The organism is Mesorhizobium sp. B2-4-7 (genome assembly GCF_006442685.1).
In the GTDB taxonomy this organism is placed as follows: Bacteria; Pseudomonadota; Alphaproteobacteria; order Rhizobiales; family Rhizobiaceae; genus Mesorhizobium.
This window is the reverse complement of the sequence record NZ_VFVH01000011.1, coordinates 154,681-175,121: the sequence shown is the minus strand read 5'-3', so window position 1 is coordinate 175,121 and position 20,441 is coordinate 154,681. Positions and strand designations below refer to the sequence as shown.

Annotated in this window: 21 protein-coding genes and 1 riboswitch; of the genes, 5 read left to right on the top strand and 16 right to left on the bottom strand. The window is 61.1% G+C overall.

Going from position 1 to position 20,441, the window contains the following annotated elements; translation table 11 throughout:
• Positions 1 to 47 precede the first annotated feature (47 nt).
• Entirely contained in the window at positions 48 to 2,450 is a 2,403-nt protein-coding gene (locus tag FJ946_RS25435) for a tetratricopeptide repeat protein (protein WP_140567588.1), read from the top strand.
• 168 nt (positions 2,451 to 2,618) lie between these two features.
• Here FJ946_RS25435 and FJ946_RS25430 read toward each other — a convergent pair whose 3' ends face one another.
• The 4 genes from FJ946_RS25430 to FJ946_RS25415 all read right to left on the bottom strand — a co-directional run bounded on the left by FJ946_RS25430 (position 2,619) and on the right by FJ946_RS25415 (position 5,860).
• Positions 2,619 to 3,641: an ABC transporter substrate-binding protein gene (locus FJ946_RS25430; RefSeq protein ID WP_140515905.1), complete on the bottom strand. Its 1,023-nt coding sequence runs from the start codon at positions 3,639 to 3,641 to the stop codon at positions 2,619 to 2,621.
• Positions 3,634 to 4,401, bottom strand: coding sequence for an ABC transporter ATP-binding protein (locus FJ946_RS25425; protein WP_140515907.1), 768 nt, complete (start codon positions 4,399 to 4,401; stop codon positions 3,634 to 3,636). The genes FJ946_RS25430 and FJ946_RS25425 overlap by 8 nt, the downstream gene beginning before the upstream one ends.
• Entirely contained in the window at positions 4,398 to 5,153 is a 756-nt protein-coding gene (locus FJ946_RS25420; protein ID WP_140500165.1) for an ABC transporter permease, read from the bottom strand. The genes FJ946_RS25425 and FJ946_RS25420 overlap by 4 nt, the downstream gene beginning before the upstream one ends.
• 98 nt (positions 5,154 to 5,251) lie before the next feature.
• Entirely contained in the window at positions 5,252 to 5,860 is a 609-nt protein-coding gene (locus FJ946_RS25415) for a YkoF family thiamine/hydroxymethylpyrimidine-binding protein (RefSeq protein WP_140630751.1), read from the bottom strand.
• A riboswitch (TPP riboswitch) is annotated at positions 5,851 to 5,964 on the bottom strand. It overlaps the preceding gene by 10 nt.
• A 218-nt stretch (positions 5,965 to 6,182) precedes the next feature.
• Here FJ946_RS25415 and FJ946_RS25410 point away from each other — a divergent pair.
• Positions 6,183 to 6,500, top strand: coding sequence for a hypothetical protein (locus FJ946_RS25410; RefSeq protein WP_140515911.1), 318 nt, complete (start codon positions 6,183 to 6,185; stop codon positions 6,498 to 6,500).
• 139 nt (positions 6,501 to 6,639) lie between these two features.
• Here FJ946_RS25410 and msrA read toward each other — a convergent pair whose 3' ends face one another.
• The 6 genes from msrA to FJ946_RS25380 all read right to left on the bottom strand — a co-directional run bounded on the left by msrA (position 6,640) and on the right by FJ946_RS25380 (position 9,116).
• Positions 6,640 to 7,158 carry a peptide-methionine (S)-S-oxide reductase MsrA gene (gene msrA / locus FJ946_RS25405; RefSeq protein WP_140567593.1) on the bottom strand — a complete coding sequence of 173 codons (519 nt, stop codon included), beginning with the start codon at positions 7,156 to 7,158 and terminating at the stop codon, positions 6,640 to 6,642.
• Between the two features lie 184 nt (positions 7,159 to 7,342).
• Positions 7,343 to 7,654: a hypothetical protein gene (locus FJ946_RS25400; protein WP_140500166.1), complete on the bottom strand. Its 312-nt coding sequence runs from the start codon at positions 7,652 to 7,654 to the stop codon at positions 7,343 to 7,345.
• Positions 7,655 to 7,754: 100 nt separating this feature from the next.
• Positions 7,755 to 7,955: a hypothetical protein gene (locus tag FJ946_RS25395; protein WP_140499930.1), complete on the bottom strand. Its 201-nt coding sequence runs from the start codon at positions 7,953 to 7,955 to the stop codon at positions 7,755 to 7,757.
• Positions 7,940 to 8,179: an ABC transporter permease gene (locus tag FJ946_RS25390; protein WP_140499931.1), complete on the bottom strand. Its 240-nt coding sequence runs from the start codon at positions 8,177 to 8,179 to the stop codon at positions 7,940 to 7,942. Before FJ946_RS25390 ends, FJ946_RS25395 begins: the two co-directional genes overlap by 16 nt.
• Entirely contained in the window at positions 8,176 to 8,376 is a 201-nt protein-coding gene (locus FJ946_RS25385) for a hypothetical protein (RefSeq protein ID WP_140499933.1), read from the bottom strand. Before FJ946_RS25385 ends, FJ946_RS25390 begins: the two co-directional genes overlap by 4 nt.
• 2 nt (positions 8,377 to 8,378) lie before the next feature.
• A complete protein-coding gene (locus tag FJ946_RS25380; RefSeq protein WP_140499935.1) occupies positions 8,379 to 9,116 on the bottom strand; it encodes a glycosyl hydrolase 108 family protein in 738 nt (245 codons plus the stop codon).
• 184 nt (positions 9,117 to 9,300) lie between these two features.
• On the opposite strand from FJ946_RS25380, the gene FJ946_RS25375 reads away from it, so the two are divergent.
• Complete coding sequence (locus FJ946_RS25375; RefSeq protein WP_140567596.1) at positions 9,301 to 10,128, top strand: class I SAM-dependent methyltransferase; 828 nt, start codon at positions 9,301 to 9,303, stop codon at positions 10,126 to 10,128.
• Positions 10,129 to 10,537: 409 nt separating this feature from the next.
• The gene (locus FJ946_RS25370) at positions 10,538 to 11,524 is read left to right on the top strand and encodes a hypothetical protein (RefSeq protein ID WP_140567599.1); all 987 of its coding nucleotides are present in this window, start codon (positions 10,538 to 10,540) and stop codon (positions 11,522 to 11,524) included.
• A gap of 176 nt (positions 11,525 to 11,700) precedes the next feature.
• Here the strand turns inward: FJ946_RS25370 and FJ946_RS25365 are convergent, their stop codons facing one another.
• Entirely contained in the window at positions 11,701 to 14,109 is a 2,409-nt protein-coding gene (locus FJ946_RS25365) for a hypothetical protein (protein ID WP_140567601.1), read from the bottom strand.
• Positions 14,110 to 14,443: 334 nt separating this feature from the next.
• Here FJ946_RS25365 and FJ946_RS25360 point away from each other — a divergent pair, with 334 nt between their 5' ends.
• Positions 14,444 to 14,632, top strand: coding sequence for a hypothetical protein (locus FJ946_RS25360; RefSeq protein ID WP_140521537.1), 189 nt, complete (start codon positions 14,444 to 14,446; stop codon positions 14,630 to 14,632).
• A gap of 856 nt (positions 14,633 to 15,488) precedes the next feature.
• On the opposite strand, the gene FJ946_RS25355 is transcribed toward FJ946_RS25360, so the two are convergent.
• The 5 genes from FJ946_RS25355 to FJ946_RS25335 form a co-directional block, all read right to left on the bottom strand.
• A complete protein-coding gene (locus FJ946_RS25355; protein WP_140499943.1) occupies positions 15,489 to 15,962 on the bottom strand; it encodes a hypothetical protein in 474 nt (157 codons plus the stop codon).
• A 297-nt stretch (positions 15,963 to 16,259) separates the two neighbouring features.
• The gene (locus tag FJ946_RS25350) at positions 16,260 to 16,637 is read right to left on the bottom strand and encodes a hypothetical protein (protein ID WP_246673059.1); all 378 of its coding nucleotides are present in this window, start codon (positions 16,635 to 16,637) and stop codon (positions 16,260 to 16,262) included.
• A 441-nt stretch (positions 16,638 to 17,078) separates the two neighbouring features.
• Positions 17,079 to 17,546 (bottom strand): hypothetical protein, encoded by a 468-nt coding sequence (locus tag FJ946_RS25345; RefSeq protein WP_140516299.1) that lies wholly within the window; start codon positions 17,544 to 17,546, stop codon positions 17,079 to 17,081.
• An 8-nt stretch (positions 17,547 to 17,554) separates the two neighbouring features.
• The gene (locus FJ946_RS30865) at positions 17,555 to 19,936 is read right to left on the bottom strand and encodes an HNH endonuclease signature motif containing protein (RefSeq protein WP_181167665.1); all 2,382 of its coding nucleotides are present in this window, start codon (positions 19,934 to 19,936) and stop codon (positions 17,555 to 17,557) included.
• A complete protein-coding gene (locus FJ946_RS25335; RefSeq protein ID WP_140547579.1) occupies positions 19,936 to 20,439 on the bottom strand; it encodes a hypothetical protein in 504 nt (167 codons plus the stop codon). The genes FJ946_RS30865 and FJ946_RS25335 overlap by 1 nt, the downstream gene beginning before the upstream one ends.
• Positions 20,440 to 20,441: the final 2 nt, after the last annotated feature.

The following is a 20,441-nucleotide window of genomic DNA, read 5'->3' as shown; positions in this document are numbered from 1 at the left end:
GGAACCTAGCTGCCAAGGCGGATTAAAGTTTTGGGGGGACCAGCGATATGATGAGGTGGAAGGATGCGGGGCTCCTCGCCGCCGCGATCGCGCTGACAAGCCTTGCGCCCGACCGGTGGCCCTCAGCCGGGCTTGGCGCCGCTCTCGCCCGGAACACGCCTGCGCTCGCAGCCGAGAAGGATTATGCAACCTGCTTCGGCGAGGACATCGAGTCGGACAAGCGCATTGTTGCCTGCTCCGCGATTGCGGAGGACGCCGCAGAGCCAGCGCGCAGCCGCGCCACAGCCTATTTCCAAAGGGGCGTCGCTCTCGGCGACCAGAAGCAATACGACCGATCGATCGCCGACTACAGCGAGGCGATCGCGCTCGATCCGAACGACGCTTCCGCGTATCTCAACCGCGGCGCCGACTGGTTCAGCAATGGAGACGACGACCGTGCGATCGCGGACTTCAACATCGCCATCAGCCTGGAGCCGTCCTCCAGCGATGCCTACAGCAACCGTGGCCTCGCCTTCCTGCACAAGGGCAAGATCGACGCGGCCATCATCGATTTCCAACAGGCAATCGAGGCGGACCCTCAGAATGGCAAGGCGCATGCGGGCCTGGGCATCGCCTGGGACAGGATGGGCGACCCGAAACAGGCCCTGGCCGAGTATGACGAGGCGGTCCGTATCGATCCCAACAACATATTGGCCAATGTCAAACGCGGTATCGCCCGCGCCGCCGAGAGTGAGTTCGATCCCACTGTCACCGATGACGATGCTGAACAGGCGCCCGGCGAGGACTTATCCGCCGCCAAGGATACGACCAGCAATCGCGCAGCCGCAAAGACCTTGATCGAGCGTGCGGGGATGCGGCTGTCGAAATATGGCCTCGAAGGCGCGCTTCTCGATTTCGACAAGGCGATCAGCCTCGATCCCGACAATGCGGACGCCTATCTCGGGCGCAGCCGCGCAAGGACACTCAAGGGAGACAGCGCCGGAGCGGCGGCGGATTGCCTGCGCGCCATCGAGCTTGATCCGACGCGGGCAGGAAGCTGCGGCGCTCAGCTCGCCGCCGACCAAAGCAAGCCGGCACCGTTGCCGGACACCCAACAGCAAAAGCAGCGAGCCGTCGTTCCGGATATCACTGCTACCCAAGACACGCTGGCCGCAAGGGTTCTGGAGGCGACCGATCCGCGCGCCCTCGAAGCGATCCTTGGCGGCGATGCCTTCCTGGACATGGGCAAGTACGATCAGGCGATCGGCGCCTACAACAAAGCGATTGCGCTCGATCCGAACAACCGGTTCGCCTATTACGGCCGCGGCAAGGCCCAGGCCGCCAAACGCGTTTACGAGCAAGCGATCGCCGATTACGACACGGTCATCCAGCTCGCCCCCAATTTTGCTGCGGCTCATTCTCGCCGGGGCCTCGCCAAGATCACGTCAGGCGATGCCGAAGGCGCTCTTGCCGATTGCAGCCGGGCTTCAACACTCGATCCAAAAGCGCGCGACGCCTACTTCTGCATGGGCATGGCCTGGCACGCCAAGGGCGACGCGGGGCGCGCGATTGCCGCCTATTCGGTAGCCATCGAGATCGATCCGAAAGACGACGCCAGCCATTACGGGCGCGGCATGGCGCGTGCTGACAGGAAGGACTATGACGAGGCAATCGCCGACTTCGGCCAGGCGATCAAGCTCGATCCCGACAATCGCGATTACGCGGTCGCCCGCAAGGCGGCTGTGGCTGCGAAGGGACAGGGCGATATGGCGGCCGCCACGCTCGGCGCCGTCAGCTCGGCGGCGGCCACCGCCAGTTCAGCCGCCGGTTCGGCCGCACCGAGCGATACTGATTCGGCCGCCAAGGCGCTTTTCGCCAAGGGTCGGAGGCTGCATGAGAAAAATGACTATGACGGCGCCATAGCCCTGTATGGCAAGGCGATCGCACTGGTCCCGGCATTTCATGACGCCTATCTGGCCCGGGCCATGGCTTGGGAGGCCAAGAACGATTATGCTCATGCTGTTGCCGATTACACGCAGGCGATCGCGATCAATCCGAATATAGCCGAGACCTACTACAGTCGCGGCCAGAACCTCAGTTTCCAGGAAAACTACGACGGGGCGTTTGCCGACTTCGAAAAGGCCATCAATCTCAACCCCGCGGACGCAAGGGTCTATGCCGATCGAGGCCTCCTATGGATGGGAGGGCACGAGGACGTCGCCGCGCTGCACGATTTCGAAAAGGCCATCAGCCTCGATCACAAGAACCCCTTTGGCTATTTCGGTCGAGGCGTGATCCGAACCAGCAGAGCGGACTATGAAGGGGCCATCGCGGATTTCAGCCAGGCGATAAGGCTTAAGCCGGATTTCGCAACCGCCTACGAGGCGCGGAGCCGGGCGTGGGAAGCCAAGGGCAACCGCAAGCGTGCTCAGGCCGATCGCAAGAAGGCACTGAGCCTTGGGGTAGATTAGACGGGCTTTTCGGGAGGGCGCGGATTTTGCGTTGGAGTGGTTTGGGCGTAATGGCAGTCGCCGCTCTGTGCTTTATTGCGGTAAAGGTTTTGCCTTGGGCGCAGCTCTGACGAGGCTGACGAAAGGCAATCAGCTTGAGCAGCGCTGGCGCCCGATGCGGTTTGATCCCTACCCCAAATAGAAGTTACTGAAATAATTGCCAAAATCCGGTTGCCGGGCAACGGGCTCGCCGTCCCCGTTCCGGAGGATGCCGGCGGCGAAGAGATAGGAACCGATCGCTTCCATCTTGGCCGGGTCCATGCTGCCTATGGCGCCGTTTCGCCGGCGCAGATAGTGCCCGTCGATCAGCGTCTTCAGCGAGGCGTGGATCAATGCCGGATTGGTCAGGGCGTCCTTGTTGGCGGCGATCAGCAGTGTGGCCGCTTCTTCGGGATGATCGACGGTGAACTGGTAGCCGCGCCGCGTTGCCCGTATGAAGCCCGACGCCAATTCCGGATTTGCACGCAGATACGCATCGCTAGAGGAGATCAGCGTGGTGTGCTCGTCGGGCACGCCGTAGTCGGCATAGACGAAGCTTCGCTGTTTAACGCCTTTCAGTTCTGCCTCGACGCCTTCCCAGGTCGAGACCTCCAACGTGAAGTCGACCGAACCGTTGGCCAGCGCCTCATAGGCGGACGTGCCGAGCGTCACCGTTTCGAAAGCCCCCTTGCCGCCGTCGTGACGGATGATGGTCGAGATCAGCGCGTTTTCCCAGGCACTGCCGAAACCGCCATAGGTCAGGCCGTCAAGATCCCTGGGGGTTTTGATCTCGTCACGCGCTGCATTGAACACCAGCCGTCCGGTTTCGGACTGCACCACGGCATAGACCGCCTTGAGATCGGCGCCGGCGGCTTTCTGGGTGAAGAGGCCGATGGAGCCGTTGATGCCGAAATCGGCAACGCGGTTGGCAACCAGCGTGCCTGCACCGGTATCGCTGTAGGGCAGGATGTCGACCTCGAGGCCGGCCTCGCTGTAAAACCCTTTGTCGCGAGCGACGAACAGGCCGATATGGTTGGTGTTGACCGTCCAGTCCAGCGCCACCGTTACTTTCCGGGCGGCCGCCTGGGCAAGAGATCGGCCTGGCCGGGCTATAAGGGGAAGGCCGGCAGCGGCAGTGAGCAGCAAGGCTTGCCGGCGCGTCAGGTCAGTCATGGTCCGTGTCCTTCTGGTGGCTCGGGTTGAGGAGGATGTCGAGGATCTCGGCTTCGAGGGTGCCGGCCTGCCGTGCAGCGCCGCCGGCCAGTTCGCGTGGACGCGGCAGCGGCACGGTGATCTCAGCGACGACGCGCGCCGGCCGCGCCGAAAGCACATAGATGCGGTCGGACAGGAACACAGCTTCGCGCACGTCGTGGGTGATCAGCAGCGCCGTCCAGCAGTGGCGCCGCCACATCTGTTCCAACCAGCGTTGCATGGCGGCGCGGGTCAGCGCATCGAGTGCGCCGAACGGCTCGTCGAGCAGCAGCATATCGCGTTCCTGCACCACGGTGCGCAGCAAGGCCGCGCGCTGGCGCATGCCGCCGGAAAGCTGCGCCGGAAAATGCCGTTCGAAACCGGCAAGCCCGAATTCCTCGAACAGCGGAGCAACGCGAGCGCGGGCAGCCTTGCGCCTGACACCTTGCACCTCAAGCCCGAGCGTGGCGTTGTCAAGAATGCGCCGCCAAGGCATCAACGCGTCGCGCTGCGGCATGAAAGCGAAATGCCGGCCGTGGTCATCGAGCGGCTTGCCGTCGAAGAATATCTCGCCCTCGCCGTGAAGCGCGCCGGTCAGAAACTGGAACAGCGTCGACTTGCCGGCGCCGGAGGGGCCCAGAATGGAGACGAATTCGCCGGCGCCGACGCTGAGCGAAATGTCGGCAAGCACGTCGAGTCCTTCGAAGGCCTTGCGCACATGTCGCAGTTCGAGCCGGTTCATCGCCACGGCCCCTTTCCTGCGGCCCGCCCGCCGGCGGTCCGTTCCCATGGCATGGCAAGGCGCTGGACCAGCATCGTCAGCCCGAACAGGACGAGCGTCAGCACGGCGCTGACGGCGACGGCGGCCAGCACCAGGTCCGGGCGGAAGTTGTTCTTGGCGTTGAGCATGTAGATGCCGAGGCCCTTCGCCGCGCCCGCATATTCGGCGAAGATGGCGCCCACGACAGCATAGGTGATCGAGATCCTGACACCGGCGAAGAAGTAGGGCAGCGCCGAGGGCAGCCGCGCCAGGACGAAGACACGCCAGCGCCCTGCCCCCATGGCGCGCAGCATTTGGCCGATCTCAGCCTCCGTCGCCTCATATCCTTCGGCCAAAGCCACCAACATCGGAAAGAAGGTGACCAGCGCCACCAGCATGATCTTGGGCATCAGCCCAAAGCCGAACCACAGCACCACCAGCGGTGCAATCGCCACCAGCGGCAAGGTCTGGCTGACCACGAAGACCGGAAAAAGGGCGCGCCGCAATGGCTGGGAGAAGTCGATCAATATCGACAGCGCAAAGGCACCGCCGAGCGAACAGGCAAAGCCTGCGAGCGTGGCACGGAGGGTTGGCACGGCGTTATCGGCCAGCGCGTGCCGGTTGAGCATTGCCTGAGCGAAGACGCGCGATGGCGCCGGGAGGATTGTCGGCTTGATGCCACCAAAGCGCGCATAGAGTTCCCACGCGGCTAGCAGCAGCCCCACCGAAAGCATCGCCGGAGCGGTTCTGGCGATGAGGTCCACGATCGGACGCGAAGGGGCGGACGGGGAGGACACGCAGGTACCTGGAGCGGATGGCGCGGGGCGCGCCGTCAGACGGCGGTGGGGCTGTTGGCCGAGACGGTGACGTCGAGCGTTACGTGGCCGGCACCCGGCCCGAAGCGGCAAAAGGCCTCGTTGAGTGCGGTAAAAATGGCGCCTGCGTCGCCGCGCAACTTTGTGCAGAAATGCTTGGAGCGCTCATATACGCCCGACTGCTTCAGGAAGTCGATGCAGCCATAGATCTCGTCCATGTGGTCGTCGGTGCCCATGACATAAAGCGAGAACTGCGCCGCCGCCGGCTGGCCGGTGGCGGCCACGCCGCGCACGGCGGCGATAGCGGCTTCCTTGCGCGGGCCGAGCGGCCCGGCAGGTCCGCCAAACGCGTCGGAGCGGCAGATCGGATCGTCCGGCTCGCCCGGGCAGCCGCGCGAGATGGCGGCCGAAAGCACGCAATGCTTGCCGCTGCGCGCTGCCGCCACGAACAGGTCGCGCATGGCAGGAAACAGCACCTCGGGCGGCCCGACAAGCAAGGTCGAGATATCGTCGGTCTCGATCCGCAGTCGATCACGATAGGGGTCCAGTGCCCCGAGCGCGCCAAGGATGACGCCGACAAAATCGCCGGACATGGGATATAGGGAAATCTGTGCGCCTGAAAACATCGCCCGCCTCGCTCCGCTGGTATTACCCAGATCAGCTTCTAGGGTCTGTGGGCTTGCCGCCCCCGTCTCAGCCCCGACCGTACGGAGCACCCCTGTGGATGGACGCGTTAAAGCACCAATCGGGCGGCTATGAAAGCTGTTTTTTCAGGACCATCGCCGGAAATGCATTGCGCCAGGCCTGATTTATGGGCGGTTCCGTCGGGCCCGGTCTTGAGGGAAATTTGTCCGGAACCTTAGCCACGACGAGTGGTTGTCCCTATAGTCGCAAACGCGACGAACTTCGTGGAAACGAGCGAAGACTTCACAGAAATGGAGACAAACCATGCTCATGAAAATCCTCGCAGCTTCGGCTCTTACCATTGGTCTCGCGACTTCGGCGATGGCGCAAAGTGCTGGCGGAAACGGCGCCAATAATGGGCCCGGCAGCGGCCAGTCGGTCACGGTCGACCCGAACACGCCGGCATCGCCGAACACGGTGGATCCTGGCACGACCGGGAGCACGACCGTCATGCCCGACGGCATGAATTCGAACGCGGACCGGAACTGTCCGGCCAGCCCACAAGGTGCTCAGCCGGATGCCAGCCACACCGCTCCGGGCACCGCTTCGCCGACCGTCAATGACAAGCATTGCGGCAAGTAGCCATTCGCCGAAACTGCTGGAGAACGCCACGGGGCGTCTGTTCCGTGGCGTTTCCGTCTCTTTATGTTTCACCCTCGCCGAACAGGCAGGCGCCTGAGACGTAAACCGCCATCGGCCTTCGTCTCGGTTCGGGCGCCGTCTACGATACAGCCTTTTCGCGAACCGGCAGCTTCCAGCCCGGCCTGACGAAATGACAGGTGTAGCCGTTCGGGTATTTCTGCAGATAGTCCTGATGCTCGGGTTCGGCTTCCCAGAACGCGCCGGCCGGAGCCACCTCGGTGACCACCTTGCCGGGCCACAGGCCCGAGGCGTCGACGTCGGCGATGGTGTCTTCGGCGACGCGCTTCTGCTCATCGCTGGTGTAGTAGATCGCCGAACGGTAGCTCATCCCCACATCGTTGCCCTGGCGGTTGCGTGTCGTCGGATCATGAATCTGGAAGAAGAACTCCAGCAGCGTACGGTAGCTCACCCTGGCGGGATCGAAATTGATCTCGATGGCTTCGGCATGGGTGCCGTGGTTTCGGTAGGTGGCATCAGGCACGTCGCCGCCGCTGTAGCCGACGCGCGTGGACAGGACGCCCGGGATGCGTCGGATCAGATCCTGCATGCCCCAGAAACAGCCGCCGGCAAGCACCGCGCGTTCGCTTGAAGTCGCCATATCAAATCTCCCCAAAGCAACTCCGGGGAAAGGTTGTAGCCGTTTCCGTCCGGAATTGCGCACGATAAAACTGGAGGCCCGGCGCTATGACAGCCGCTCCAGGATTTCCCATAGATGGGCATTGTCGTCGGCTTCGTCCAGTCGACGGGCGCGTCCTGCTGCCGATCACCACGGACGCGCGGCGTCACTCCCCAGGCCTGAACCTGCGCACCACGACCTCGAATACGATATCCGATATCCACATCGCGCAGACGCCGATGAGGAATGCGGCCGCCAGGGTCGTGGTGTCGTCATTGGCCATCGGCAGGCCCATGGCGCGGGAATACTGGACCACGGGCAGCGTCAGATAGGCGGCGGCTAGCGCGCCGCAGATCGGCGAGGCCACCATCTCGCGCGGTTTGTAGCGGTGGCGCGACAGCGCGCGCAATATGCCGCCGGAAAGGCCGGCGACCACCACCGGCACCTTGATACCGAGCAGGTCGAAAAGATCATGCATCATTTCATTGTCTCGCGATCAGGAAACAGAACGACCGATCCGGCACCGAAGATGAGCGGTCCCCGAGCAGCAGGGCCCGAATCGAGCGGCAACACGATCGTCATGGCTTCCACCCGCACAGTTTCTCGCCCTTGCGGTTGTGCGCCAGCAGCGTCCGGACTTCCGCATCCGACAGTGCTGCGACGGCGGATGCGGACAAGCGCAGCGGGCTCGAGACCGCGCAAAATCCGCCGGTGACGGTGGTGCAGCCGGCTACCGCGACAAGTGCTGCGGCCGCTGCGACAATCAATCCCTTGCCCATGACCTGAGCTCCTTTCGGGCAGTGGCGGCGGGTAGCGCGCCGATGTCGTTGTCAACCTGGTCGGCGACGTCGCGCGCCGCCGCCTCGGCCGCGGCCTGCCGGCTACGTTCGGCGCGCTCGCCGGCAAGCCGCTGGCGAACACCCCAGCCAAACGCAGCGACGATGGCTGCGCCGATGCCGAGAACGGTCGAATTGCTGAGCAGGAAGGAGAGGAGCGCGCTCATTGGTTTGGCGCGTCCTTGACGAGATAGCCGACGGCAAAGACGGCTAGCGGCAGCAGCGTGGCCCATGTCTCGGCATCGTACCAGGATGGCCAGACATTGCGCACGAAGACGCCGGAAATCGAAACGGCGGCGGCGGCGATGGTCGCGGCCGTCAGTTTGTTGGTCGGGCGGATGGTCGGCTGGGTTGTGGTGGCCATGATCAGAACATTCCTTGCAAGGCGGCGGCGATGTGGTGCCAGGCGGCGTAGGCGACGAGCAGGCACGCGACAATGATCCCGCCCGCCTTGGTGGCAGCTGGGATGTTGGCGCCGGCAGGCGCCGCCGCGACCGGTTCGACGGCATCTACGGCAGCAGCGCCGCCCGGCGCCGCCGCAGCAGCGGCCGGTGCAGGATCTGGCCGCGTGGCCGATGCCTCGCCTGCCCCGACAGCCGTCAGCAGCAGCGCCTGTGCGCGGACGGATCCGACCCGCCTCGACCAGCCTTTGCCGAAAGTCGGCCAGGTCGGAAGCCGCTTCAGGAAAGCCAGGCGGGCATCGCAGAGATTGTCGATGACGACGGCGGCCGGTCTGGAACCGACGGCAGCGAGCGTCTCGGGCCCGATGCGGCCGTCCTGGGCGGTGCCGACCACTGCTTGAAGATATTTCGCCGCCCTGCTTGGCCCACTGTTCACGGCATAGTCGAACACCGCGTAATCCACGCCGTCGGGCAACTCGGCGCCAGCCACCGCATCCCAGTAGAAGCGGCGGTACACCGTGGCGAGTTGGGCATCGCTGATCTTCCTGAGATCCGCCTTGGCGGCATCCGCCTTCACGTAGCGGCGGAAATTGGCGAGCGTGACGCCCTTCATGGTGGCGCCGCCCGGATCGGCCGGATTGTCCGACCAGCCGCCTTCGGATTTGAGGACGAGCGCAAGCGCCCGCGTAAAATTGCGGTCCATGATATCCCTTTCGATTTCTTGGTGGATGAGGTGAGTGGGTGATCGCCGGCAGCACAGGGGTGCGGATAGTCGCCGTTGCGCGCGCCTCGGTGCCTACTTGCAGTGCGTCAAAACCGGAGGTCGCCTTGCGCGCCGGCCGGCGCATGGTTAGAAAAAATACAATTTTGGGACGAACAGGTCTGGGATGAGAGACTTTGTTGGCGCCGCGCGGCGCCTGGCCTTCAACAGGCTGTCGGCCGCCATCGATCGCCGCTGGAACGTCGACCCGCTGGGCTCGGCGCCGCGTGCCTCGAAAGAGGAATATCTGAGGCTGTTCGAAGCCACCCGGCGCGTCTCATTCGCTGAGATCGACAGGCTCGAGGCCGAAACCGGCTTTGCCGTCGATCGCGACTGGCTCGACGAACTGGCCCTCCACACCCAGATCACCATCAAGACCAGCGCGCTCGCCTACCCGCACGGGCGGGTGCTCTACAGTCTTCTTCGCCGCCAGCTGGCCGACAGCCCAAGGCCGTTCACCACCGTCGTCGAGACCGGCACCGCGCGTGGTTTCTCCGCGATCTGCATGGCCAAGGCACTCGCCGATGCCGGCGCCTGCGGGCATGTCGTCACGCTCGACGTCCTGCCGCACCATCATCGCTTCTACTGGAATTGCATCGACGACCATGACGGCAGGAAGTCGCGCGCCGAACTGCTTCGGCCTTGGCAGCCGCTGGCCGACCGGATCATTTTCCTGCAAGGCGATTCACTCCTTCAATTGCCCAGGGTCGGCGTGAACCGGATCCACTTCGCCTTCATCGACGCGCAGCACACCAGGAAGAACGTGCTGGCCGAGCATCGCTGCGTTTCGGGCGTTCAGCGCGAGGGCGACATGGTCGTATTCGACGACGTCACGCCAGGGTCCTTCGATGGCGTGGTCGAAGCGGTCGCCGAGATCGAGCGGCAGGGCCGGTACGAGGTGCGCCGTCTGAACGCGTCCAAGCAAAGAACCTATGCCTGGGGCATCAGGCGGTGACGAGACGACAGCCCGGATAAACCATCGGAGGCGAGACCTTGCTCAGAAATATCGCCCGCAGGCTTTATCTCGGCATGCGCCGGAACATCGACACCCCGCCCCATGGCGGCCGATGACTACCTGAAGGTGCAGTACTTCCCGATGGCGACGAAGCATTGCTGATCCTGCGCAAGAAACCGACCTAGCGCGCCACCCAGCGATTGAGCCTGACCGCGCGGCCATGGGTTTCAATCGCCGGCTCGGCTTGGTTTAGGTTGGAAAGCTACCGCTCTGTCCACCAGCGATAATTGTCGATGTGTGTCAAACTTAAGATCGCCTTGCGCGCCTGACCGCACATGGTTAGAAAATTGCAACTCAAGACGAACACTTTGAGAGAAGACTATGCTGGCGCGTCGGGCATGAAATGTGGGTGAACCAATCGTATGCCTCCCAGACTCGTCAGACTATGGGGAAGCTACAAAGACTGACAAAGCCCACGATCGGCGTAGCGGTTGCCCTGTGCATATGGATGGTGAACTGGGTGATGGTCAGAGGAACGCCATTTCCCGATCTGCAGAACTACATCCAGAATTTCGACAAAAGGGCATACTATGTTTCTCCTGATATCGCTTCACTGATCGATTGGTATGCCCAAGAATACCTTTGGCGGAAGGGTATCTACGCTCTCAAAGAGAGCTTCGAACTAGCCAGCATCTTTTCTACCCTGACCTTAATCTCCTTGGTAGTCATCAGCGTCTACGTGGCAGTCAAAGCCTCGTCCCCAGCCTACATCCTTTTGCTAATCCACCCTCAGTTAATCGATCTCGTATTCTCTCAAGTACGGTCGGCTGTCGCCATGGCCGCAATCTATCTGGCCCTCCTATTGCCATGGCGCCTGGTCAAATATGCATTGGTGGGAATTGCACCCTTTATTCATTCTGCGGTTCTGGTCTTTGCCGGCGCGTTCGCAGTGGGCCAAATTATCACGGGCTCCGATATTTGCGGGCGCCGACATGTGCTAATTTCGACATGCTATATAGCGGCCATAGTTGTCGCCGTGACCATCCTCAAAAGCTATCTTCTGGGCTCGATCGGCGACAGGCGAGCGACGATAGAAATTACTACGAGCGGATTCCTGCTGACGATGATGGTAACGGCGTATGCTGTCCCTTTCCTCTTCTTTGATCACCTGTTCAGCAGGAAGTTTGCCGCGTTTGTTGTAGTTCTCGCTTCATCACTCTGCTTCGGGATGTACCTCTACAATCAGAATGGCATCCGGTTCGTCGCTCTTGCGATTCCAGCGCTTGCGGTTGCAATCTCCAGCATTCCCGATCTTCACTGGCGCCGCCTTATACTAATTGCGGCTCTCGCGTCACAGGTTGTTTTCTTCGGCTATTGGGCCAAAGGTATTCTCTAATGAAAACCTTGCGATGGATGGCCCACCAGTATCTTGCCGAAGGAGATCGTTGGCGGATTGCATGTGTCGAGGTGTTCGGCTTAGTCTGGAGGAACGCGTTTTTCCAAGCCTTCTTCTGGTTGATGGTCGCCGGCAACCTCCTGGCTATGTTCTTTGGTGATTCGTTGATCCGTTGATTAGCCTCCGAACTGCCATTTGCGGACCACAACAGTCATCACGCCGCTGCCAGGGTCCTTCGTTACCCCTGTATCGTTTGCAATGATTATGTCGACAATGTCAGCGGTGACGACCCCGGCGTACTTAATCGTGCAGCCCAGCAGGTCGGCGCTAAATCCAATGCCCGTTACCAAGTCACCACGAACGGCACCTGGTACGGCAACCTGCACAGTCAGACTTGTCCCCGTCGGGATGCCTGGCGTTGGATTGAGGAATACCTGTCCAATGGTGCGGAGCTCGCTTTCAGATATGCCGTTGAAGGGCGTGGTGATCGTGCCCAGGCTAAGGTTCATCGCATTGCCCGCGAGCCAGTTCTTGCCGCCATCGGTGACGTTGGCAAAGCGGATGCCGTTGGTGAACGTCACTCCGTTTGTGGCATCGAAGACGTTGTTAGCAATACGACACCCGATAAGCTTGGCATTCTCCACAAGAATGCCGTTGTCGACGGTGAGGCCGGAGCTCGGTGGGAGGAAGCCGCCAAAGACGTTCCCCTCCACAATCAAGCCGCTGAACAGGCGATTGCCTGAAGGTGCCCCGATGCGAATGAAGGACGAGATACCCATGCCTGGGGAGAACGTAAACTGGTTGCCGCGCACCGATCCGCTCACCGGGTCGTTGGCCTGATCGTTGGTGATCTGAATGCCCTGGTTTTTCTGACTAGCCACATAGGTAGACTGAGACATCGCGAACGTATTGTTGTCGCAAGAGAAGCCAGTCGTCCTATGGATGATGATGCCGTTGTGCGGCACATCGTTGAGCATGTAGACTTGGAGCCAGTTTTTATCGACCTTGATGCCAGCCCCGTGGACGACATAAATCTGGCAGTTGCCACCGGCCCCCTTCGTCTTCACCCCTTCGATGATCGTCCCATTGCCAAAGAAAGAGATAATGTTGGCGCAGGGCATCGTCTCTGGAACGGTCAGATTTGTGCCGTCGCCACAGCAGTCCTGCACGTCGCCGTTCTGAATACGAAGTGATGCCGCACGGTAATCGAGAATGCCGAAACGGTCGATCTGGGAGAAGAGCGGGCTGTCGATGAGGCAATTTTGGGTGTAGCCCATGTACATGCCGCCGCCACACCGAAGTATCTCGATGTCACGGAACGTGCAGCCGAGGCCGCCCTTGTTGTTGACACCACAAGCCGCGATGGTGCCCAAGCTGTCGAGCGCCCCCCCCTCTGGCCCAGTGCCACGGAAGCCGTCGATGCAGATGCGCTCCATGACGACGCCCTGCGGCAGTGCAGAGCCGCTTTGAAAACCATCCGTATCCCATAGCGCGAAGGCATGGCCGTTGCCGGCGGTCCCGGTCAATTGATTGCCAAGCGCTTTAAAATCGCGAAATCCGAGCCGCAATGTGTGGCCGACCAGACGGAACAGCGGCGCGCCATTGATCATTGCGCTTGTGATGGTCGAAACGTCGCGGCCGAAGCCTTCAACATCGAATAGTCCGAGAGCGATGTCGATCGTTTGGTTGATCGTGATATTCGTTGGTGGCAGGCGGATTGTGCCGCGATCCTTGCCGTCGACGATCTGGACCGCCGCAATCAGCGCCGCGGTGTCGGCCGCTGCGTTGCCGAACCCACTGCCCAGTTGACGTAAGTCAACGACGCTTTCATTCAACACCCAAAAGCCGCCATTGACCGCATCGGTCGTGCCGTCCGGCATGAAACGGTCGGCGGAGCGGAAATAGGCCAGCGCCGGGTAGCCGCCGGCGGTGATCGCCGCGCGCGACATGCGGGCATAGTTGGCGCCGCCCACCAGGGTTGCCGGGGTCGTGAAGACCGGGGCGTAGAATTGGGTCCTGATGCTCTTGACGCCGGCAGCGATCGTCGAGCCCGATGCCGTCGCCACGGATGCGTAGATCGGCACGTTGACGCCCGAAACCTGCGCGGCGTCGGCGGCATATTGCTGGGCCAGGTCGCGCGCGAGTTCCGCGATGTGGATGACTCCCGCCAGCGCTCCGCCGATATCCCCGAGCGGATCATCCGACAGATAGTAGGAGATCACGATGTCGCTCGTGCCGATCACCGGGTTGAGGGTCTGGAAAGCGTAGACCAGGCCACCCGAAACAACCCCCTCCTGCACGTGAACGGTCGTTCCCTTCTGCATCGTGCGCGCGGTGCGGGCGTCGGCCGCGCGGTACCAGTAGCCCTCGCTCGCCGTATAGATGCCGTTCAGCCGGGCGTCCGACTGGTTCTTGACCAATACCCGGTCGCCGACGGCGGTCAAAACCCCGTCGATCGTCTTCAGGCCGAGGATCCAGGCAACGCCGTCGACGATGACCGTCTCCAGGTTTGCCGTCGTCGCCAGGCGCACGGGTTCGCGCTCGCCCGTCAGCAGGCGAACGGCGGCAGTTGCGGGTCGGGCCATGAGGCTTGCTCCATAAAAAAAGCCTCGCGAAAGCAAGGCTTGGAATTCGGGTTGGTTGGCGGCGTGGCGACGGGTTCGGATGGGATAAGCGCTGGCCCGTGCGGCCACGGCGCCACGGTCATTCAGGTTCTTCCTTGAGAAGTTTGGTCACGATCGCTCGGCCAGGCGAGAGACAATTCAGCGGTCGGTTTTCTGTCCTTGGGCACGCACTTCCTGAACAAGCAGCAATGCCGGCTTGCTCCCGGACTGGCTGCCGTGTTAACACCCGCGCACTGCGGTGGCTTGCGCTATGGGAGCGTCAATGTCGCAGCGCTTCCACAAGGTGTGATTTCCGATGAAAAAATCCGCGATTGTCGTCGCTGCAAACGACAACCGCACGGCAGAAGAAAGGCCGTTCGCTTCCCGGTACAAATCCGTTGGAGCGGTGACGGCGCCGGCGGATTCACAGGCAGGAGGCGAAGAGCCGACCGAGGCCCGCGCCCTGACGGCTTTGCAGATGTTCTGTCGCGTAGCGGGCGTCTAGATCGCCTTTGAGGCTTCATCCAGACGGCAAGGACAGGCTCTAAAGTCCCGACCCGCTGTATCTGGTGGCCTCCTTCCACAAGGCGAGCGCAAGGGCGGGTGTCCGCCCCTTCACCGCATAGTCGCGGTCCCGGTAGCTTCCGGCCGCGATCCACACCGTTTTCGAGCGTTGATAGATCGTAATGCCCCGCTCGCTCGCCCGAGCGAACAGTTCTGTGTCATTTCGATACATCGGTTCCAACCCCTGTGGCCCCCTCAAGGGGTAAGGTGCAACGAACATGCCAAAGTTTACGCCTAGCTAATATTATACATCGCAGAGCTGCCAGCTGCGCCATCGAAGTGCACTGGCAGCCCTAAAGCTAAGGTGTTCCCTGGGTGTTTCCGCTGTATTGCACCTGAACTGCCCCCAGGTAACAGAATAGACCAATCCGGAAACATTTGCTTAAAATTGTATTCTTTGGCCATCGGGTGCCGGCTGGCCAGAAATTCACCCACCAGGAATTTGGGTGACGGAACTAGCTCTCCTTCAGTTCCGGAAATTCGTCGGGCATTTTGCTCCGCCTCCATGGTGAGGTCTTTGTATCGCGCCGAGCATGCCAACCCACTGGCAAATCTGCCAATTGTGCAACCGTATTATCAAGCTCTACCACTTCGGCCAAACCCACCAAATTAGGTCGCCTTGATCAACTTCAGCTTCATCTCCGTAGAATTGCCACGACTCATCATCGGCATCATGTGAGGCCTAGGCAACCCAGCCGCCACCACCAAATATTTTTCCGGTCGATATGACGGCCAAATTTTCTGGATCTTCGAACTTCCATTTATCCATATCTTAGGCTCTTCTGCCTGCCGAGACATCATTCTTGAAGCAGCGGCAGAATCTTTTCGTCGAGGAATTTAAGCCGTCCACTCAACATCTCGGCGTTGGCGGGATTCGCCGGGACATTAACGGGAATCAGCTTCGCCACGGACTTCCCTTGCCGCGCAGCTTCAACCCACTCATCCATTGCACCGATATATCCGTCCAGCGCCTCGTACGGGGTCTCCAAATCGTCACCGGGCATGTACGCTGGGGGTACATCACCGACGAGCACCCATATCCATCGTGGCACATCTGGTTTCCCGGGTGAAATCTCAAAGAGAAAAATGTATATTATCCCTTCGGCACCATATCCGAAATACTCGCCTTCGATTCTCCTTACCCAGTCGTATGATTTGATATATTCACGAGCTTCCAGAAGGGCGCTGTCAAGGTCATCATCTGCACCTGGGTCGTCTGCTGGTAGAGGAAGACGGCTTACTTTACCGAGATCCGGGGTAATTTTGCTCACAATTTCTCTCCACTACTTATCTTAGTCCGCCGCCATCGTCTCCTAGCCCAGCGCTGAAAATCGCCGGCTTCCATGTGGAGCCTTATGTGCTCTTCCCTGGTACGAGGCTTAATATTTGATACGTGATTTAGCCCACCATTGGCGACGATAAAATCTTTTCGTCGAGCCCGGCTGACATTAAACCGAAGGCAGATGTGTGACGCTGCTCAAAATTGGATTTGGCATTGATCGTCATGATTAACTCGACACTTATCCGAGGCGCTTTAACGTTCGTCGGCAACAACGCGGGCGACCCCACTACTTATTGCCGACGTCGAACGGTTGGATGGATGCGGAAGGAAGTCCCAGTTCATCAAGCACATCGAAGGCGCGCTCCGATATCACGAGGTTCAGTTTCTGATTGACGCCGAAGTCGTCGTGACCTGCTCTACCGTCCACCTTGAGCCAAACAAACGAAGGGAGCTCGACATCGGGCTGCAGCTCCAGAAAATTTTCGGATTTGGTGACTTCGGCAGGAGCGAATGTAGCGCCGGAGATGCCAATATCGAGCAATCCGCGCTTGGCTTCTTCCGTCACCAGGAAACAAGGAAAAGTGGTGACAAGCGCGTCGCCGAACCATCCCTCAACCTGATAGTGGAGCTTGCTCACGGCAGGCGGATGGACGCTGGGGTCCATAACAGTGTTCTCACCCAGCCCGCCAGCCACGTCAGGCCTAACTTCATAATATCTCATCAATCACCTACCGGCGGATCAAACAAATGCCCATATACTTTGTCTAAATCTGTCGCGTAGTCAAGAACTTGCTGCCGGGAGGCGGTTGCGTGCGTCCTATTCGTCAATTCTGATCGAATGACTTTTATACACAAAAACGACTTCATAGAAATATTGTCTCACGGAATTGTCGATCGACTGTGATGGCGGCCATCATTCACTCCCGGTCCGAGGCGGCAACCATCGCCTCAGTGGGGGCCATATAGCCATCTGCGTAAGCGTTATATGCGCACTGGTGTTCCTGGTGGCAGGCCTCGCACCTTCGCGATAATTTGGCCCATATATGCCAATAGACGTCCAGATCCGATCGTCCAACATTGGCGCTTATTGCGAGACGCCAGCACTTCACTTTCGAAGTAACGGAAGAACATTATCATCAAGGAACTTGAGGCGCCCACCCAACATTTTCGCATTTTCAGGAATAGCCGGCACGTTCACCGGTATAATGTCCTCGACCGACTTTCCTTCTCGCGCGGCTTCGACCCATTCTTCCATAGCGCCTATATAGCCGTCCAGTGCCACATAGGGCGTCTTGGCGTGGTGGCAGCTTATATAGGCCGGGGGCACGTCGCCAACGATCACCCATGTCCATGGCGGTACATTCGACTCGGCCGGCACGAACTCGAAGAGAAAGACATATATAATTCCGTCGAGTCGATATCCAAGGTATTCACCTTTGATAGCCGATACCCAGCTATGCGATTCCAGATATATTCGTGCATAGTGGCGAGCGCCCTGGAAGTCGACGCTGCCAGACCGATTGCCCGGGGGCAGAGGTTTTACGCTGCTCAGATCAGGACCGGCATCACCCAAGCTTGTGTTCACGGCTTTAACCCTCTCTTGCCTCTATTCCAACTGCCCCACATTTTAAAATGGCCTTGTTCTTTGTGATGCTTGATGTGGTCGGCTTTGCTGAGTGGCCCGTAATTCCACACATCATCTGTTCCGCCCAAAGACTTTGGCTGTTTGTGATGAAGATCCATGTACCAACCCGTGTCGGGATCTCTGGGCCAGTCCAAATTGTACTCCTTTTCCCATTTCCTCCGAAGAGACTTGGAACGCCCACCAAGCCAACCTGGCAGCTGGTCGTGAACTACAATTGACCCTTCTTTCAAGAACTGATTGCCAGCGCCCCATAACGCACCGGAGGCTACGCCGCTCACTATCGATTCATCACGGCCGGCGGCTTCGACCCCACCATAAGCAGCGCCCTCAGCGCCCATTAGGCCGGTACGAGCAAGAAGGCCGGACAGTCCTTCCATGGTGGCTGTGCCGAACCTGCCACTGAGCGTGATGCCGGCCTCTCCAAGACCGCGGCCGCTCAGATACGCACCAAGTGCCTCCGCAGCCGTCCCTGCGGGGCCAGCTCGATCCAGTGCATCTTGTGTCCTGGCACGCTCAGCGGCGAGCTCCTCCTCGTAGTTGCTCCCCGAGATCAATGAATTCATGCGGGCAGCAAATTTGTCGGAATACCCAAGGGTCGCGCCGTCTGCCATCAGGCGTACGGTGTCATTGAGCGCCACGAGCGGCTTCAGGTAGCCAGGCAAGGCGTCGAAAGCCGCCAGATTTCGGCTGACACGCTCCTCCGCGGATACGGGAACTGAGTTGTTCGCAATGCTTCGTGCAATCCGAGACTGGTTTTCGTCGCTCAGTTGCAGCGCCATGGCTGCCAGAACACCTGGATCGGATGTGCCCGTGAACAGATCGCGCAGCACCGCATCCCGCTCGCGTTGCGGCACGCTCTCATCGTTCAACGTGTCGACCAGGTACTTAACGACAGACGGCGGCAGCGGCTGGACTTTTTTGATTCCAAGCTGCAGCTGCACGGCGACAGAGCGGGCGACCGCCTTCTGGTAGGCAGCCGGATCGTAGCTGTCCTCGCTCGATACCGCGTTCCAGTATGCGTCCGCTGTCGGGTCGATCTTGCGGACAAAGTCGGCAGGAGCGGCGGCACGAGTCTGCAAAACCTGCCTGGCGGCGGCTGATGCTATCTCAAACTGCGCCTGATCCTGCTCCGAGGTGGTACTGCCCGGTTTTGGCTTGGCTGCAAACAGCTTGGCGTCAATGGCAGCCTTCGGCATTCTGACCATGTCGAATGCCTGAAGGCCGACCTCGAAGGTCCGTTCGAGGACCAGAGACTGTTTGCCGCCTTCCTCGACGCCGTAAACTGCGGCGAAATCACCGTCGTCCGGCTTCTTTCCAGCGTAGCCGCCAGTGTACATGAGGGCATCCGGTGCGTTCTGGCGAGCGAGTCGGATATTGGTGTGCGCATCAAACAGCTGCTCAGTCATCGCGACCTGGACGTTTTGGCCAAGTTCCTGAAGGTCGTCCGGCGACAGGTCGGCAATCCATGAACCCGCAGCCCACGTTGCGGCATTCGCGTGAGGCGTCTCAGGGTAGCCCGCCGGCTCGTCTATTGAGACATTCGAGTTCGCAGCGAGTTTGGTCGCGGCAGCCGAACTATTCACGGCATTATCCGTCGTACTCACCTGCATCGACGCTCGCGCCCCGCCCAACATCTCGGCGGCCCGCTTCGGATCCTGGGCGATCATCGCCTGAACCAGTGCCTTGGCCGTGTTGCTGCGCCAGGCCACTTCCGCCGCTTGCCTGATAACCGGGTTTCCGATCTTGGCGATCAGATCGGACCCGTTCTGCCGGATCGCCTCGAAAGCTCCGATGTCGTTCGGGTCGCCTTTTGCGATGGAGCTGGTGGACATGGTGTCGACCTTCGCCCACTCCGCCAGCTCATATTCATCGCGCTGCTCCTGCTGCCGCTGCGCCATGCGCGGCGAGCCGGCCGCGCGCATCGGCTCCTTCTGCCTAGCGAAAGCGGCCCGCCGGCTCTCGGGTATCTCAGGCAGAGTCTCGTCGAACAGCGTGTCGAACAGGCCGGGCTTGACGACCTGCCCGGTGCGCGGATCGACCTCGCCATACATCGCATCGTGCAGGCCGCTGCCGTCGGCCGGCGCATTCGCCGCCACCTCGTCTTCCGCCTGCGCGATGCGGCCGGCGAACCGGCGGCGCGCCAGCTCCGCGTCGAACGCTTCCTGCCGCTCCTTCATCTGCCGGTAGCGCTCGGCGACGGCCGAGAGCTCGTCGCCAAGATCCTGCATCGCCCTGCCGGCCGGCGACCTCTCGGGATAGGAAACGCCATTGCCGGCCTCGAGCCGGCGCTGGGCAAGCTGGAGTGGAATCGTCGCCATCAGTAGAGCCCTCCCGTGAAGGCGCCGCCCGGCGCCGGCGGGAAGGCGCCCTTGCCGAAGGTCACGGCCTTGGTCGGGTCGTAGAGGCGCGAGAGACCCGAGACGAGGCTGCCGCCGGCCTTGAAGATCGACGCCGCCGCGGCCTGCCTGCCGGAGTAGCGCGCGAGCGCCGCTTGGCTGTCGAGAGTGTTGCGGCGCAGCGCCGAGCCGTACTGGATCGCCTTCAGGTCGAGCTGGCCTTGCCTGGCATTGGCCGCCAGCACCTCGGCCGGCGAGCCCGATAGGCCGACGCCGGAGGCGCCCGCCCGGGCCCGCGCCTGCGAAAGCAGCAGATCCTGCCTGTGGCGCTCCTGGCTCTGTTCGAAGGCGGCACTTTGCGCATCGGCCTGCGCCTGCTGCCCGTAGGCCTTGGCCTGGTAACCGGCCGCCTGGTTTTGCTGCCGGCCTTCGATCAATGCGCCACCCACCGAGATGGCCGTGCCGAGAAGGGCTAATGTGCACATGG